Origin of the sequence: Bacillus sp. 205(2023), from assembly GCF_037027485.1 — a bacterium.
Taxonomy (GTDB): domain Bacteria; phylum Bacillota; class Bacilli; order Bacillales; family Bacillaceae; genus Bacillus; species Bacillus halotolerans.
Map to the genome: position 1 here is coordinate 1 of NZ_JAXCHF010000017.1, position 16,818 is coordinate 16,818.

The following is a 16,818-nucleotide window of genomic DNA, read 5'->3' on the forward strand; positions in this document are numbered from 1 at the left end:
CTTCAACCGGATAACTCACTCTTGTCCCCATAGAAAAAACACCTCCAAGTCTAATTTCGGCTAACAATCATCCGTTTTCAAACTTGAAGGTGTTTTTTATTTGTCTCATCTTATGGGGTCAGTCCCCGTATTTGGTATGTTTTTTCTAAGATGAGCCCTAAACATTGTTAGTCCTAAAGAAAGCATATTTTAATTATACTCTCATCGTTTGATCAATTGGTGATCAAAAACCTTTACTATTACATTATTTATTGCTTAATCAATACTGATAACTCACCTTCGAATACTTTTTCTTCTTTATGATTATAAGTAAATAACAATACAGTAAGTATTCCCGTTCCACTTTTCTTTGGTTTTTTATCCACTACCTCAACGACTGTATGCAATTCATCATCTGGATACACGGGTTTTATGAATTTAATATGATTCATCTCTGTTCCAGCAATAATATCGTCGCCATAGAACCCCTCTTCAATCCAGAGCTTAAAAGAAATGGCTAACGTTTGTATGCCAGAAGCGATGATTCCATTAAATCTGCCTTTATTCGCTTTTTCCTCGTCTACATGCATATATTGAGGGTCGAATTCTTCCGCAAACCTCATTACATTTTCTTTTGTTACCCTAAAAGACTTTGTATGAAATACTTGTCCAATCGCAAATTCATCCAACTTCATAAATACACCTCTTATCAAAATATTCTTTCATCAACTTCACATTAAAAATACTTTATCATATTTCATGTAGATCATCCTTTACATTCTTACCTATAAAACTTGTCAGATCAAATGTTCAGTTTGGGGAAAGAAACATTTGCAATAGCCAACGTGACAGCCCAAAGATGATTTTGCCCACGAAATAAAAAAAACTGCGTTTATAATAGGATAGCTTGTTTTTTACAAACAAATCATTCAGAAACACATTTCGTTTTCTTCTCTTTTGGTCCATATAAAATTGAAGCAGCTTTTATAGGTTGTCTTAAGCAACGTGATTGTTGTCTACAGTTAATCTGCTGGACATCATACTCCCAATAGCAGATAAGATAAAAGAAACCATCGAAGGGGTGTCATAGTGAGTGAATATGAAAAAAGATACCAGCTGGTATCTTTTTATATTGAAACATTCAATTAGCTCAAAATGAGTCACTTTGGTTTCTCTATATCGACTTAAAACGTGAAACTGGTCATAAAGTTTTATTTTACAGATTAGATACGATACACTCCGCATCCCCCGCGAGTTTGAATTCCCCAAACCCGTAAGGCAGAAACATATGATCTCCTTTTTTAAAGTCATATGTACGCTCGCCGGAGATTATCCGGCCTTCTCCTTCGATGACGCTGACAAGAAGGAATGATTTTTGCTGTTTTAAACTTGCCGATCCTGTTAACTCCCACTTTTCCACTGAAAAATAAGGGCACTCAATCAATACGGCTATGTGCAAATCATCTGTTTGTTTATATTGAATCGTTTGCTGCTCTGGCGCAAATGGTACGTCTATCACTTCTATGCTCTTTTCCAAATGGAGCTCGCGCAAATTGCCTTCTGTATCTTTCCGGCCATAATCATACAATCTGTAGGTTGTATCGGAATTCTGCTGCGTCTCTAAAATGAGAATGCCTGTCCCAATCGCATGAACGGTGCCGCTTGGCACATAGAAGAAATCCCCCGGTTTTACCTTTACGCGGCGCAGGAGCTTGTCCCATTTTCCACCTTCTATCATTGAGATCAGTTCTTCCTTTGTTTTTGCGTTGTGGCCATAAACGATTTCTGCATCTTCTTGGCAGTCTATGATATACCAGCATTCTGTTTTTCCGAGCTCTCCTTTTTCATGCGTTTTTGCATACTCATCTTTCGGATGCACCTGAACGGATAAGTCTCGATTGGCATCCAAAATTTTCGTGAGAAGAGGGAAGCGGTCCCCCTTCAGATGTCCGAATAAATGCCGGTGATGTTCCCATAATTCGCTGAGCGTGAGCCCCTTGTATATCCCGTTTTGAACAATGCTTTGCCCATTTTGATGTGCTGCAAAAGCCCAGCATTCCGCCGTCCGTTCTGACGGGATGTCATAGCCGAAAGCAGCCAAAGCGGTGCCGCCCCAAATCTTTTCTTTGAAAACAGGCTTGAAAAATAACGGTTCAGTCATCATGAAAATCCCCCGCTTTATATGATTTCATCCAGGAGTTTGTATGCTTCTTCTTTTGTCTGGACAGAGAGCAGCCTTTCCCTATAGCTGTCATCCATCAGTTTTCGAGATAGCATTTGCAGCAGTTTCAGATGCTGGTTCCCTCCGCTATCTTTCGGTACAGCGATCATAAAGATTAACTTTGCTTCTGATCCATCAAGACTTTTCCATTCAATGCCTGATCGTTTGATTCCAAACACTACACTAGGCTTCTTGACGGCATCAGACTTCCCGTGCGGAATCGCGATATTCATGCCAATCGCCGTTGTCCCCTCTTGTTCGCGATTCATGATCGCTTCTTTAAAACCGCTCTCTGAATGCAGCATACCTGTGCGGGACAATTTTTGAATCATTTCATCGATAATGTCATCTCTGGTTTCGCCTGATAATGTTGGTTCAATAAGATCTATACTCATAATGTCTGTCAGCTTGTTAATATCCGTCTTCTCCATCTGTCTGCTTTCCGCTTCATTGTGCTGTTGCGGAACGTCATTCGATGCTGCAGCTTCATTCAGCCCGGCGGGTGAAGAAACCAGAATATCTTTTTTTAGTACATTAACTAAAAGAGCGGTGGTAAGAGATCCGGCAATCACTGCAATAAAAAACATCAGCACATGATCAACGGCGCCTAGTACTGCCACTATAGGCCCGCCGTGTGCTACTCTGTCTCCGACATTGCCGATCATAGCGATCACAGAACCAATCATAGAACCTGCCATAATCCCCGGAATGACGCGAAGCGGATCTTGTGCGGCGAATGGGATGGCTCCTTCAGTGATGCCGAAGAGACCCATGGTAAATGATGCTTTTCCCATTTCTCTTTCCGACTCCTGAAATTTTCTTTTTCCAAAAAACGTTGCAATCCCTAGGCCGATCGGCGGTATACAAATGGCGACGGCAATCGGTCCCATAATTTCATAGTTTCCTTCTCCGATCATGGCCGATCCGAACAGGAATGCCACCTTGTTTACGGGACCTCCCATATCAAATGAAATCATTGCGCCTAAAATCAATGCCAGCAGGATGGAGCTCGAACCTTTCATACCCGCCAGCCATACCGTTAAAGATTCGAAAATTTGGGCTACAGGCGCACCAATCAAAAACACAAACGCCAAACCTACCATTAGTGAAGCGAACACTGGAATAATAATAATCGGCATAATCGGCTGAATCGCTTTTGGAACCTTTAATTTTTTGATCCAAAGGGCAGCATACCCCGCCAAAAAACCGGCGATGATGCCGCCGAGAAAACCGGCGCCGCTTGCACTGCCGTAAAAGCTTCCCGTCGCTGCAATATATCCGCCGATCATTCCTGGTACAAGCCCGGGCTTATCAGCGATGCTGTACGCGATATATCCGGCCAAAATCGGGATCATGAATGAGAATGAGGCACTTCCGATCTGTTCAATCGTTTTCCAAAAAGATTCATCCGGAATGACTAAGCCTTTCGGTGTTTTCTCACCTCCAAGCGTCAATGCAACCGCTATCAATAACCCGCCGACGACGATGAATGGAACCATAAAAGAAACACCGTTCATTAAATGACGGTAAATCGGAATTTGTTTTTTCTCCTGTTGATTGCCGGCTTCCGAATTTGAAGCCGAACGGTAGACCGGCACATCGCCGCTAAGTGCTTTTTGAATTAATTCTTCCGGTTTGCGGATACCATCCTGAACCCCGACAGACAACAGTTTTTTTCCTATAAACCGGTCTTTGTTTACCGAACGGTCTGCCGCAATAATGATCGCGTCTGCTTCACGAATCTCCTCACCGGTCAGCTCATTTTCCACTCCGATTCCGCCTTGGGTCTCGACTTTCATTTGGACGCCTAATCTGTCGGCAGCTTTTTGCAGATTTTCAGCCGCCATATATGTATGGGCAATTCCATTCGGACATGATGTAATCGCTAACAGTTTCATACGAGTCCTCCTTTAAAGTATGAATCATAAGGCTTGTAACAACTGTATATCAAAATCATGCTTGTAAAAGCGCTGTTTTTTACCGTTAATTCCGGAAAAACCGGCATTTTTCCATATACAAAAAAAGCAGGGCATCAAAGCCCCGCTTTTAATAATTCAAATAAGATAAAAATGTCATAACATTTGTTTCTTTCGTCAGCTTATGAATGAATGCCGGGTGCTCACTCAGATATGACAGTTCATGGAACAATTGCTTTGTCATGTTTTGATCCTCGTGTTTGACAGCCAGCATAAAGACGAGCGACACTTTTTCAGCCCCCCAATCAAGCGGCTCTTTTAATGTGGCAATCGCAATGGCTGATTGTTTAATAAATTTAGAGTTTGCATGAGGAATCGCAATGCCAGCCCCAATGTTTGTCGCCGACATTTTTTCTCTCAACACAGCATGAATGGCATATTCCTTTTCCACATAGCCTTTCTCGTATAAAACCATTGCCATTTGTTCAATCAGCTTATAGCGATGAACTGACTCTTGCTGCAAAAAAACTAAGAAAGGAGTCGTATTGTTCAGCATCTTAAACGTTTTTTGTGTTTGGCGTTGGGATTCGTCAACCTGATCCATAAATGCACTTAGTTTCTTCTCATCAGAAGGCTCCAATAGCGGTGATACAACAATATGAGGAATCGGCACATGTTCCAGCGCTATCGTGGAAATGACAAGATCTATGTCCCCATGCTTTGTTGTGTAATCTGCTAAATCAGCTTTTGCAATACAGGCCTTCACAGCGATTTGATGAAATTTCCGTTCAATTTTTGTCCGCAGAAATTGTGACATTCCAATGCCCATGTGGCAGACGATGATTGCCTTTTTACGCTTCTCGCTGCTGTGGTGCAAACGTTCGACCGCAGCTTGAAAATGCAATGTCAGATAAGCGGCCTCTTCCTCAGGAATAGAAAGAGCAAACGTTTGATTGATGTCTTCCAGAACGTCAATGATCATATGAAACAGATAGGGATACATTTTTTTTATGTCATTTAGCATTGGGTTTGATACAGAAAGATCGTAATTCAGCCGGTTTAGCACTGTGTTAAGATGGATGTTCAATCCGTTGATTAAATCTTGATCACTATGAAAATCAAGCAATTTCAGCTCTGACACACGATCGATTAAATGCCGCACAACCATGGGAAGCAAGGGATTTTCCAAAACCTTTTTTTCTTCTTCCCGAGACCGAAAACGAACTTTTCCGCCGAGTATATGGAGCGTTAAATACACGGCTTCTTCTCTAGGGAAGCGGATGGCAAAAACCGCTTCCAGCCGTTTTAAACATGTCATTGCCCATTGATATTCTATCTTCTTTTCTACTGCTGCCATTTCTGTTGGCGAAATCGAGATGGGCTGCTTCATTTTGATTCGGCGTATCATCAACAATGTATGCAATAATAGATTCTCGAACGTTTCATCTGTGAAATAGATAGAATGGTGCTTTTGCAATGTTTTGAATTCATTTGACACACATATCACTTCATGACTTAAGAACTTGCTTTTGATAAATTGACTTGTAAACTCTGGGTTATCAATCAAATCAGAGATTCTGGCTAAGGCTTTTCTTTTATTTCTTTCATTTCCTTCGATCTTTAAACCGAGCCGCTGCTTTGACACCAATTTGAGATCAAACCGCTTCAGCCATTCTTCAACTTCATGTAAATCCCTTTTGATGGAAGACTTATTCAAAAAATGCTGAGCGGCAATTTCTTTTGCTGAAACATGTTTTGGGTTCATTAATAATTGATAAGCGATTTGCAGAACTCTTTCTTCATCGGACTGGTGCTTTGAGCCAAAATGTTCAGTACCTAGTTGTTGAGTTAACCGGGCCCTTTCATGTTCTTCTATATTTAAATAGACACCTAATCCTGGTTTGCGAATGAGCTGAGCAGGAGAATGTTCATGCAGATAACCTTCGATCGTTTTCAGATCATTCCTGATCGTTTTTTCAGAACACTTTACCCTGTCGGCAAAATCTTGCACGACCAAATAGTCATCAGGTTCAGATAACAACAGATACAAAATGTCTTTTTGTCTAGTATTCATGTATCTCATCTGTTTTTCTATCCTTCCTGTGTTTCACTCAAATGATGTACTAATAGTATAAGTATACTACATGAGAAATCGCTTACATTATAAAGTAAAATAAAAGCGCTAAAAGTTTCGTTTTTTACCGAAACTTCCGGAAAAATTGGATTTATGCGCAGAAAATCTGCTGTTCATTCATCAAAAAGAAGATACTCACCATGAATGAGCACCTAGTGTATTGCAAGACCTCTCATACAGGTTTACAAAAAAAAGAGCAGCTCCTCAGCTGCCGCGACAAAAATATAAAATTACAAGAATTCTTCTACCGAAAAATTGATGTTAGATGAGCTATCAGGGCTATGAAAAGTATTTAATTAAGGTTTTTGTGCAAATTGTAAAGTAAGGGGATTACTACAGAACTCATTGTTCCTTATAAGACTACATGATGTGGATGAAGCGTAACAATTTATCTGAAAAATCTTATATCCTTACTTGAAAAAGAGAAAAAAGGGGAATGGCTATGAGTATTGAGATAAAGGCGGTAACTGAAGAGAATCGTGAATCTATTCTGTCTCTTCATGTTCACAAGAGCCAAATATCATATATAGAATCAACCAAGCAATGTCTAGAGGATGCATCAGAATGTCAGTATTATAAACCTGCTGGACTTTATTACGAAGGAGAGTTAGTCGGTTTTGCTATGTATGGATGGTTTCCTGAGTTTGATGAAGAAAATAAAAACGGCAGAGTGTGGCTTGACCGATTTTTCATTGACGAGCGTTTTCAAGGTCAAGGATTAGGGAGCATGATGCTTGAAGCTCTTATTTATCACCTTGCTGAGCTATATACATGTAACAGAATGTATTTAAGCATTTTTGAGAACAACATTCATGCTTTGCGCCTGTATCAAAAATTCGGCTTTACATTTAACGGTGAGCTCGATTTTAATGGCGAGAAGGTCATGGTAAAAGAGCTATAAATACTTAAGCTGTTGAAAAGCTACATTGACGAGACTTCAATTCATGTAACATTATGGCGTTTCACGCAAATGAAAAAGCATACTATGTTCTGTTCTTGGTATGCTTTTTAAATTCTTTCAGCACTTTCTCTTGATTTCAGTAAACGCAGCTTTCCGATTTTATTGCATTCTAATGCGAACCATACACTGCCTTCTTTGTCACAGCCAATTCCGTGAGGTTCGCCATTAGAGGTTTTGATTGTATATTCTTCAAAGGTTCTCTCTTTCGTCAATCTTCCTATTTTATTTGCTCCCCATTCAGTGAACCATAAATCCGATTCGACTCCCGCCGAAATAGCATGAGGCCGGGCATTTGGTGTAGGAATATCATATTCCGTTATTTCGCCGGACATCGTGATCCTTCCTATTTTATTTCCCATTATTTCTGTAAACCAAAGGGCACCATCATTTCCGTTGGCAAGACCTACTGGCGCTGCTCCCGGTGTTGGGATTGGGTATTCCGTTATTTCTCCTGATCGGGTTATCTTGCCGATCGCATTGTTTTGGTTTTCAGTGAACCAAAGTGAGTCATCGGGCCCCAACGTAATAAAAGAAGGATATGATTCTTTATTCGGCAGTTCGTATTCATGAATCACCCCTTCTGCTGTCAATCTCCCTATTCGATTTCCATTCATTTCAGTAAACCAAATATCACCGTTAAGACCTTCAGCAATTCCATATGGCGCTGAATTTGGATGAGGTAATGGGTACTCTGTAAATACGCCCGTTTCTGAAAGCCTTCCAATTTTATCAGTCCCATTTTCAGTAAACCAAATATCACCTATTGAAGATATGGTCAAACACAGCACTCGTGCATCAGGAGTTGGAACAATACATTCTTTGATTGTTCCATTTTGATGAAGACAACTGATTTTATTTGCTTTATGTTGAGTAAACCATACATTTCCTTCACGAGAGACCGCTATCCCATAAGGACCAGAATCCGCCTGTAACATATCTATTTCTTGCAGCTCAATATTCAAATAAATCCCTCCATTTAAGCATAACCTTATACAAAAAAAGCCCCCTATTCTCATTATACGAGACAGGAGGCAATGGAATTCCAGTACAGACTTTAACATACTGACTTGCTTGTTACCTTATTTTCTGAGCGTGAAGACAAAAACAATTTAATATAAAAATTCTGAGGTATCTCGCTTTCGGGTTAGAAGTTGTGTTTTTCTCTAATGACTCGTATGTCTTCTAAAATTGCTGCCCTTCACTTCAGCTACGTCATATACGGTAACAAAGGCATTTTTATCAATTTCATTAATAATTTCCTTTAGTTTTGTTTCTTCAAGGCGGTTGATGACACATGTGATTTCTTTAAATTTCTCGTTGGAAAAACCGCCATAAGCTTCTTTATAGGTAGCGCTTCGACCTAACTGATCACGTATTGTCTCTACCATTAATTCAGGCTGGGTTGAAATAATTTGAAAGGTTTTAGAACCGCTTAAGCCTTCCTCAACGATATGTATGACTTTGGACGCAATGTAGTAAGCAATGACTGACAGTAATGCCCCTTGTAAGCCAAATACAAGGGATACAAAAATAAACACAAAAAGGTTTAAGAATAAAATGAGATCGCTCGTTCCAAATGGCAATTTTCGAGACAGCAGCACAGCGAGCATATCAATTCCATCCAATGCGCCGCCGTTACGTAACGCTAACCCCATTCCCAATCCAAGGATAATCCCGCCAACAACGGTTATTAACAGGGTATCCCCCTCTATGATGGCTGGAGTGTGGTGGAAAAACATTGTGCCAGCGGCAAGTGATACGATTCCGATAATGGATAATAATGCAAAGTCTTTCCCGATTTGCTTATATCCTAACCAGACAAACGGGATGTTTAATGCTGCAATAAGGACCCCTAGCGGCAAATCAAATAGCTGTGAACCAACGATACTAAGGCCTGTCACCCCTCCATCAGATACACTGTTTGGAATGAGCACTGTTTCCAGTCCATATGCCGCTATAATTCCTCCAATAATAACCATTATGACTTGCAGAATCATTTTCGCTTTAAATTTTTTATGTTTTTTGACTGTATACATACCATTCCTCATTTCTCAAATATTTCGTTATATTTAACTATACCATAATAGATATTTTCAGCTAAAAACATCGTTTTTTTCAAATAAAGTAATTAACAGTAAGATTACCCTCTTTGACTTGGAACATTCAATTTGCCCGTGCCGTCTGTCGAACAAATCGCCCTTTCAGTTCAGATCGTGAATCAGGTCACAAATATCATTTGATGCAAGCTCTGACAGATTATGCTTCAACCCTGGCCAATAACTAGCAAGATCCTTGGTTTCATGTTCGCAGCCGAGAGAACGTGAGCCGCCTCAGATTTACCCGCCAGGCCCTTTAAACTTCAACACCGAAATTCCTGATTTATTCTGTTATTATACTTTAAAAAGGAGGTTTGATTACATTGAATAGCCTGTGCCGCAGTAAACAAGCCCCATTTGAATACACCTTATCTCTTATAGGGGGAAAATGGAAAATGAGAATTCTCTATGAGTTAGGGTGTGAAAAAACGATGAGATACGGCGAGCTGAAAAGGGCTATGCCCTTCATCACCCATAAAATGTTAAGCGCACAGCTTAAGGAATTACAAATTGACGGCCTTATTCATCGGTCTGAGGTCTCTCAAGTCCCACTGAAAGTAGAGTATTCGTTATCTGACAGAGGGCGATCTTTGTATCCCCTCATAGAAGAAATGTGTAAGTGGGGAATGGCAGAAGGAATGCCTCATATGTAAAAGCTACTTACAAAAAAGTGCGTACTTGTTTCCCAATGAGAGGAATTTTATACTGAATGAAAATACTTCATTTGGAGGAAAAAATGACAAAACAAGTCTATATCATTCATGGCTACAGAGCCTCCTCAACAAATCATTGGTTCCCTTGGCTGAAAAAACGTCTGCTCGCAGATGGGGTCCAAGCAGACATTTTAAACATGCCTCATCCGCTCGAGCCAAGACTTGAGGATTGGCTGGATACACTCTCTTTTTATCAACACACTTTAGATGAAAATACGTATTTGGTTGCGCACAGCCTAGGGTGCCCCGCCCTTTTAAGATTTTTGGAACATATTCAATTACGAAAACAGCTTGGCGGAATCATACTGGTTTCCGGCTTTGCCAAATCATTGCCCACTTTAAAGATGTTAGATGAATTTACACAGGGATCGTTTGATCATCAAAAAATCATCGAGACCGCGAAGCACCGCGCTGTCATCACTTCTAAGAACGACCAAATTGTTCCTTTTTCATGGAGCAAGGAGCTGGCACAACAAATTGACGCTGCGTTATACGAAGTCCAGCACGGGGGTCATTTTTTAGAAAATGAGGGTTTTACTTCTTTGCCTATTGTTTATGATGTGTTAACCTCTTATTTTTCAAAAGAAACTCGCTAAAGTCTTTCACACATCAGCTCATTCAATCGAGCCCGCTTTAGGAAAGCGGGCTTTCTAAAATCTCACTTAAAGCTTCATCAATTGCCTATCATCTGAAGTGTTTGATGCTGAAGAAGGTTCATATAGGAGTATCCATTCAAAAAGCATTCAAAACTTATCAGGAGCGGAAGACTGAGGGCCACTTATATCTTCAGTATTGTCATTCATAGCTGGGGATATTTTAAAAGCCATCATCCCCTAATGACTCCAGACCTCTCATATCCTCCAGGCAGCTTTCAGTTTTTTGATGCCTTCTCGTATGTTGAATTCAGAAACTCCTGCAAACCCAAGTGAGACCCTTTTCGCAGGAGGATTGTTTTTATAAGAAAGTGAAACAGGGTAAATTTTCACCCCATGTTCCTTTGCCTTCTCAATCAACTCTTTTTCACTAAATGGCAAATAAACGTCAAGTAAGATACGAAGTCCAGAGTTTTCTCCGCGAATCCTGACATGCTTTCCTAGTTCTCTTTGTACAGCCTCTAATAAAGCGGCTCTTTTTTTCCGGTAAAGCTTTCTCATTCTGTTGATGTGTTTTTGCCACTCTCCGCTTTTTATAAAGTCAGCCAGCGTCAGCTGACTGTGGCAGGACACCGTTTGCTTATATAAGGACGTTATTTCATGGCCTTTTTTCAAAAGAGGCGAAGGAAGAATCATGTAGCTGATACGCAGCGAGGGAAGAAGAGACTTAGAAAAAGTGCCCATATAAATGACACGGTTATGCTGGTCAAGCCCCTGCAAAGAAGGAACCGGCTGCCCTGTGTATCTAAATTCCCCGTCATAATCATCCTCTATGATAAATGAATGTCTTTCAGCCGCCCATTTGAGGAGCTGCATTCTTCTGGTAATCGTCATAATGGTTCCCAGCGTAAATTGATGGGAAGGCGTGACATATACAAGGTTCGGCTGCTGTTCTTTGATCTTCTTTATGCAGATTCCTTCATCATCGACCGGTATAGGAACGATATTCATACGATTGGCTTCAAAAATCTTCCGGGCTCTTGGATAACCCGGATCCTCATATCCTATGAAAATATCTGGGTCAAAAACCTGGCACAAGATTTGCAGAAGAATAGGATTGCCGGCACCTATGATGACTTGTTCAGGGACACAATGGACACCGCGTGATTGATACAGGTACTCCGCAATGAGTGTTCTCAGTGCAAACTCTCCTAAAGCATCTCCCGGCCGATAAAGCTCGTCGCCATATTGGTCTAAGCTATTGACCATGCTTCTTCGCCAAGCGGAAAAAGGAAAGTAAGAAGAATCTACATTTCCATAGTGAAAATCAATCCATTGTTTATTTTCTTGAACTTTTTCTTTAACAGGTGATGCGCTCGGCATTTTACGATAGGCAAAATCAGAATCATGATAATCAGCAAACCATCCGCTTCTTGGCTTGCTCACGATATAGCCCTCAGCCGCAAGCTGTTCATACGCACGTTCTACAGTCGTTTGACTGATTGAAAGCTGACTCGCCAGGATTCTTTTTGAAGGGAGCTTCATTCCTTTTTGAATACGCCCTTGATGCATATTTTCTTTGAAATACCGATAAAGCTGCTGATAAAGCGGAATATCCAGATTTCTATTTAAAAAAGGCGTGATATCCATTTGCGCGTTTCCCCTAACTGGTATGCAATTTTTTATGAAAACTGGCTGTTTTTAAAAGGTCAATTACAGTTTATAGTCATTGTAATCCTTAAATACTGGTTTTGATAAGAGAAAAAAGATCTTGTGAGAAGAAACATATGATGGAGTGATTGAAATGAACAAAGCAACAAATGGCTGGATGAATGGTTTTCTGGGGGTGCTCATTTTCAGCGGATCGCTGCCTGCGACCCGCTTGGCTGTGGCGGACTTCGATCCGTTGTTCCTCACCGTATGCCGCGCTGCGATAGCTGGTGTATTGGCCGGAGCGCTCCTTCTCATCTTCCGGCAGCAGCATCCTGCCAAAAGAGACATCATTTCACTGTTGGTAGTAGCGCTCGGCGTGGTGATCGGTTTCCCATTGCTGACAGCCTTGGCGCTTCAGTATGTCACATCCGCCCATGCCATTGTTTTCATTGGGCTTCTTCCGCTCGCGACGGCGATCTTCGGTGTACTGCGCGGAGGGGAACGCCCCCGGCCAGCCTTCTGGATTTTCTCAGCTGCAGGCAGCTTACTAGTAGCAGGATTCGCCCTCATCCAAGGCGGAGGATCTTCCCCGATCGGTGACGCGTACATGCTGGCTTCTATCGTCGTATGCGGGCTCGGTTATGCAGAAGGGGCCCGTCTCTCGCGGCGGCTGGGAAACTGGCAGGTGATCTCTTGGGCTCTCGTTCTGTCGCTTCCTCTTATGCTGCCATTGTCATTCTATTTTACGCCGGACTCATGGTCGGGCGTCGGCGTTCCTGCACTGCTCAGTCTTGCGTATGTATCCTTATTCAGCATGCTGATTGGCTTCGTGTTCTGGTATCGTGGTCTCGCACAAGGCGGTATTGCGGCGGTTGGACAGCTGCAGCTTCTCCAACCCTTCTTTGGACTGCTGCTTGCCTCAGTGATTCTGCACGAGAAAGTGGGCTGGGCACTCGTAGCAGTGAATATCGCCGTTATATTGTGCGTGGCAGCTGCTCGGCGATTCGCAAAGTAAGATAGGCTATGCAAAAACGGGGAAAACCTTTGTTTATTCCAGTTTCACTTTAACGAGTGAAACAAAAAGAAAAAAACTGCAAAAGCTAAAGAGAACATTAAAAAATACCAGGGGTCTACAACCCTTGGTATCTTTGATGCGGCCGAGAGACTTGAACCTTCATGGATTATTTACCTACTAGGCCCCTAAATCAAAGCTTATTTTCTTTACGCTCCGTATATTCTCTTTCCCATCATTTCTATATGTTTATATGAAATGCGATTTAAAAAATGGAGTCGGTAACGGGTATTTAATCAGTAAAATACGTTTACTGTTACGTCATTTATTGCTTCATCACCTCATCTAAAGGCATATATTGAGGGTCAAATTCTATCGCAAACCGCGCATAGGTGGTGTTATGAGCATGTATGCCACGTAACAATGAAGGTGGAGAAACCTGAGTGTTTCAATCAGTTTTGGAATCAAATGCGTGCTGACGTTCCTCTGCTTTACTATTTAATATTCGGTAGCTGGACTTTCCAATATGAAGCGGAATATCCAACTTTTCTAAATTTGGCATTCCATTTCTTAAGAAAAGCTCTTTATCTTGATATCTCTGTAAAACTTCTCCCACAATCCACTCTTGATCGCCCAAAGTGGACATACTGTGTACTTTACACTCATAAGCAAAATACGCATCAGTTAAAATCGGTATCTCAGCTTTTAATCCTTCTTCGGATTGAATATTAAATTCTTCAAACTTATTGATATCTCTGCCACTATGGGTGCCTAAAGCTTGAATTAATTCCGAACATCTCCCTGGAAGAAAATTCACACCGAAAACACCACTTTTCTCAATCATTTTGTACGTATATGTCTCTTTGTTTACTGATATGCCGTACATTCCTGGAGAAGATCCGATATACGTATGCCATCCGGAAGCCATTGCGTTTTTTTTACCTTCATATTGAGCCGTAACTACAGCTACCATTCCAGGGTAGGCGTACCAAATTGGTTCATCTATCGGTGCTCTCATATTCATCGCTCCTTTTTTTAGGTTCATTTTTTTTTAGGATTTGAGATACGATAAAACGTGTTTCAACGTAAAGCTAAAGCAGCACGTACAGCTCCAATATGATTCACTGCATTGTTATGAGGAATCTATCTTCCTTCACTATAGCCAGTAGCGATAATAATGAATCAACCCATAACAAAGCAGTATCTCCATCGTATGTTTCGTTTAAGTATGCAAAAGGAGCAAGTTATACAGTGCAATCGCCGCCATGAACGATAATACGATCAGGCCTGCGCTTTTGAAAATTAAGCTTTTGGCAGATCAAGCTCGCTTTAATAAAACACTCCTATCAACAATCCCCTTCTCTTTTTCAAGGCTCGCATCTAAATCAACAGGCACTTCTTCGAATGGACCTTTCGTTTTAAGGTGCAAGCCAGTTTAAGAAATGGGCTCCCAGTACATGACAGTTGGTTTCCGCCTTGCCATTGCGTCACGAGTAACCGAAGCATCTTGTCATCTTATACATCCTCCCTTTCAAATATTCATAAGAAGATGCACAAATCATAAACCCTATAGCAACTATAGGGTCAAGGATTAGTTATTTTTTAGCACTCTTAATTCTGTAAGGAAGTTTTCTTCTCTTAATGAGTGAAAGTCGATTGGAAGAGAAACTTGATATACTTTTCCATCTGTTTGGATGCCATGAGATTCAATATATTGATAAAGCTTACGATAATATTCATCATAATTTTTTGCAGACCAATCAAATGCGATACATACATATTCACCGGACGGGATCGTGTCTAGCGTTATGTTTTTTTCTCCTATGTCTATCTCTTTTCCATTTCGAACAGTCGTATAAATACTGTTACAATAAATGTCACGAGAATCCTTATAGGGCTTGAAAGCATAAATGAATCCATAATAGTTATCTACTACATCTCCTATTTTTTCTACAACATCAGCCAGCTTTCTGTAATACAAATCTGATTGATGATGAGGATTAACTTGAGGCGTCTCCACTTTTATTATTGTTTGTTCATCTATATAACGAAAATAAACGAAACCTTCATCTTTTTTATTGCATATGTCTACTTGTTCATTAAGCTGATTCCTTCTTCTATGAAGTAATTGCCGGGCACGTTCAAGTTTTTCCATTTCTTGCACAATCATGTTTTCTTGCTCCTCAAGAAAGTGTTGCATATGTTCAGGGGTACAAGTATTCGAGCTGAAACGCTTGATTTCTTCCAGAGGTGTTCTAATATATTTTAGATACTTGATAATATCTAAATAAAAGAACTGTTTCACATGGTAATATCGATAGCCATTATCCTGATCTGTATAATCAGGCTTGAAAACTCCGATTCTATCATAATAGCGCAATGTTTGAATTGAAATGTTATTGAGACGGGCTGTTTCTCCAATTGTAAAATATTCCTTCATCCATTATCATCCTTTCTATCTGTTAGCTCTTCAGAAATTCTTTCATTTACCTATTCACAAATACGGCTTAAATCCTAAACTCGAGTAAATAGAAATCCCTAAAATCTGCTGAAGACGAGTTTTATACCAAAATGAATACATGTATATCCGAAAGCCAATATTAGACTTTAGAAAAAAAGCTTAATCTCCCAAAAAGATTAAGCTTTTCCCCTTTACTATGCTTATACTCAGCCCTCAACATTGCTTTGTTTTATGAAAGCTTGTTTTCATTACAACATCACTTCTGAGTATTGTTAAAACATGTTTTTTATCGTCGAAAGTATATAAAACTCAGTTGAATGATTTCGCTCATCTCTCTATTGAATTCATTAATTCGTAGAAGTATTCAGGCTGATGAGTCTTATTGAGGTTATACCATGAATGTAATGTATCTGACGCAAATACATCTAATTTTTTCAATACTTCCATCGTAAATTCCAGAGGAGCTACTCCTGACGCAGTAATCAAATTCTCACCAGATACCGCAGGCCCCACCTCATAAAATGTTTCTCCTTTATAATGAGGACAGACCATTTTAAGATACTCTAAGTCATTGCTTGTATGCTTTCTGGAATCTAGGTATCCCATATTCGCGAGGCCCTCCGTTGCACCGCAAATTGCAGCAACAATAGTGCCCAGCTCTAAAGCTTCGCCAACTTTTTTCAAGATAGGCTGATGAATTTCTTCTCCCCAAGTATTCGCTCCAGGTAAAATGAGAAGATCTTTACTCTCAAGAGTGCACTCACCAACGGAAATATCTGGTTTTATGCTCAGACCTCCCATTGTAGTAATCATTTCTTGACTAACTCCTACTGTTACTACTTTAAAAGGTGCTGCATCTTTTTTGAAATATCTTCCTGAGTTTAGTTCAGCGATTAAATATCCATATTCCCAATCTGACATTGTATTACATACATATAGATAAACTTTTTTCGTTTGCATCCAATCACACTCCAATCACAATTGATATAGCCTATTATATAACTTCCCTGACAGAAGTTATCGTACTTGATGACATTAATTCTGACAGAACATCAATAAGTCTTTTCTTTAAGGCTTAT

14 protein-coding genes are annotated in these 16,818 nt (G+C 40.4%); 4 read left to right on the plus strand and 10 right to left on the minus strand.

Annotation, left to right across the window (positions count from 1 at the left end):
* Positions 1–248 precede the first annotated feature (248 nt).
* From WA325_RS20300 to WA325_RS20315, 4 genes are all read right to left on the minus strand, one after another.
* Positions 249–674: a MaoC family dehydratase gene (locus WA325_RS20300; protein ID WP_024120353.1), complete on the minus strand. Its 426-nt coding sequence runs from the start codon at positions 672–674 to the stop codon at positions 249–251.
* Between the two features lie 521 nt (positions 675–1,195).
* Positions 1,196–2,143 carry a mannose-6-phosphate isomerase, class I gene (manA, locus tag WA325_RS20305; RefSeq protein WP_336184129.1) on the minus strand — a complete coding sequence of 316 codons (948 nt, stop codon included), beginning with the start codon at positions 2,141–2,143 and terminating at the stop codon, positions 1,196–1,198.
* A gap of 14 nt (positions 2,144–2,157) precedes the next feature.
* Positions 2,158–4,098 carry a PTS fructose transporter subunit IIABC gene (locus tag WA325_RS20310; RefSeq protein ID WP_336184130.1) on the minus strand — a complete coding sequence of 647 codons (1,941 nt, stop codon included), beginning with the start codon at positions 4,096–4,098 and terminating at the stop codon, positions 2,158–2,160.
* 148 nt (positions 4,099–4,246) lie between these two features.
* Positions 4,247–6,199, minus strand: a complete 1,953-nt coding sequence (locus WA325_RS20315; protein WP_336184131.1) for a BglG family transcription antiterminator — start codon at positions 6,197–6,199, stop codon at positions 4,247–4,249.
* Between the two features lie 493 nt (positions 6,200–6,692).
* Here WA325_RS20315 and WA325_RS20320 point away from each other — a divergent pair, with 493 nt between their 5' ends.
* On the plus strand, positions 6,693–7,151 hold the full coding sequence (locus WA325_RS20320; protein WP_105955121.1) for a GNAT family N-acetyltransferase: 459 nt from the start codon (positions 6,693–6,695) through the stop codon (positions 7,149–7,151).
* 107 nt (positions 7,152–7,258) lie between these two features.
* Here WA325_RS20320 and WA325_RS20325 read toward each other — a convergent pair whose 3' ends face one another.
* Both WA325_RS20325 and WA325_RS20330 read right to left on the minus strand, forming a co-directional pair.
* Entirely contained in the window at positions 7,259–8,173 is a 915-nt protein-coding gene (locus tag WA325_RS20325; protein WP_336184132.1) for a Vgb family protein, read from the minus strand.
* 201 nt (positions 8,174–8,374) lie between these two features.
* Positions 8,375–9,247 carry a YitT family protein gene (locus WA325_RS20330; protein WP_105955123.1) on the minus strand — a complete coding sequence of 291 codons (873 nt, stop codon included), beginning with the start codon at positions 9,245–9,247 and terminating at the stop codon, positions 8,375–8,377.
* A gap of 383 nt (positions 9,248–9,630) precedes the next feature.
* Here WA325_RS20330 and WA325_RS20335 point away from each other — a divergent pair, with 383 nt between their 5' ends.
* A complete protein-coding gene (locus WA325_RS20335) occupies positions 9,631–9,960 on the plus strand; it encodes a winged helix-turn-helix transcriptional regulator (RefSeq protein ID WP_105955124.1) in 330 nt (109 codons plus the stop codon).
* An 83-nt stretch (positions 9,961–10,043) separates the two neighbouring features.
* A complete protein-coding gene (locus WA325_RS20340; protein WP_336184133.1) occupies positions 10,044–10,616 on the plus strand; it encodes an alpha/beta hydrolase in 573 nt (190 codons plus the stop codon).
* Positions 10,617–10,871: 255 nt separating this feature from the next.
* On the opposite strand, the gene pdxR is transcribed toward WA325_RS20340, so the two are convergent.
* On the minus strand, positions 10,872–12,263 hold the full coding sequence (gene pdxR / locus WA325_RS20345) for a MocR-like pyridoxine biosynthesis transcription factor PdxR (protein ID WP_336184134.1): 1,392 nt from the start codon (positions 12,261–12,263) through the stop codon (positions 10,872–10,874).
* A gap of 154 nt (positions 12,264–12,417) precedes the next feature.
* Here pdxR and WA325_RS20350 point away from each other — a divergent pair, with 154 nt between their 5' ends.
* The gene (locus WA325_RS20350; RefSeq protein ID WP_202853809.1) at positions 12,418–13,281 is read left to right on the plus strand and encodes a DMT family transporter; all 864 of its coding nucleotides are present in this window, start codon (positions 12,418–12,420) and stop codon (positions 13,279–13,281) included.
* 445 nt (positions 13,282–13,726) lie between these two features.
* On the opposite strand, the gene WA325_RS20355 is transcribed toward WA325_RS20350, so the two are convergent.
* From WA325_RS20355 to WA325_RS20365, 3 genes are all read right to left on the minus strand, one after another.
* Positions 13,727–14,296, minus strand: a complete 570-nt coding sequence (locus WA325_RS20355) for a flavin reductase family protein (RefSeq protein WP_202853810.1) — start codon at positions 14,294–14,296, stop codon at positions 13,727–13,729.
* Between the two features lie 573 nt (positions 14,297–14,869).
* Positions 14,870–15,718, minus strand: a complete 849-nt coding sequence (locus WA325_RS20360) for a MerR family transcriptional regulator (RefSeq protein WP_202853811.1) — start codon at positions 15,716–15,718, stop codon at positions 14,870–14,872.
* A gap of 348 nt (positions 15,719–16,066) precedes the next feature.
* Complete coding sequence (locus tag WA325_RS20365) at positions 16,067–16,699, minus strand: type 1 glutamine amidotransferase family protein (protein ID WP_105955130.1); 633 nt, start codon at positions 16,697–16,699, stop codon at positions 16,067–16,069.
* Positions 16,700–16,818 lie beyond the last annotated feature (119 nt).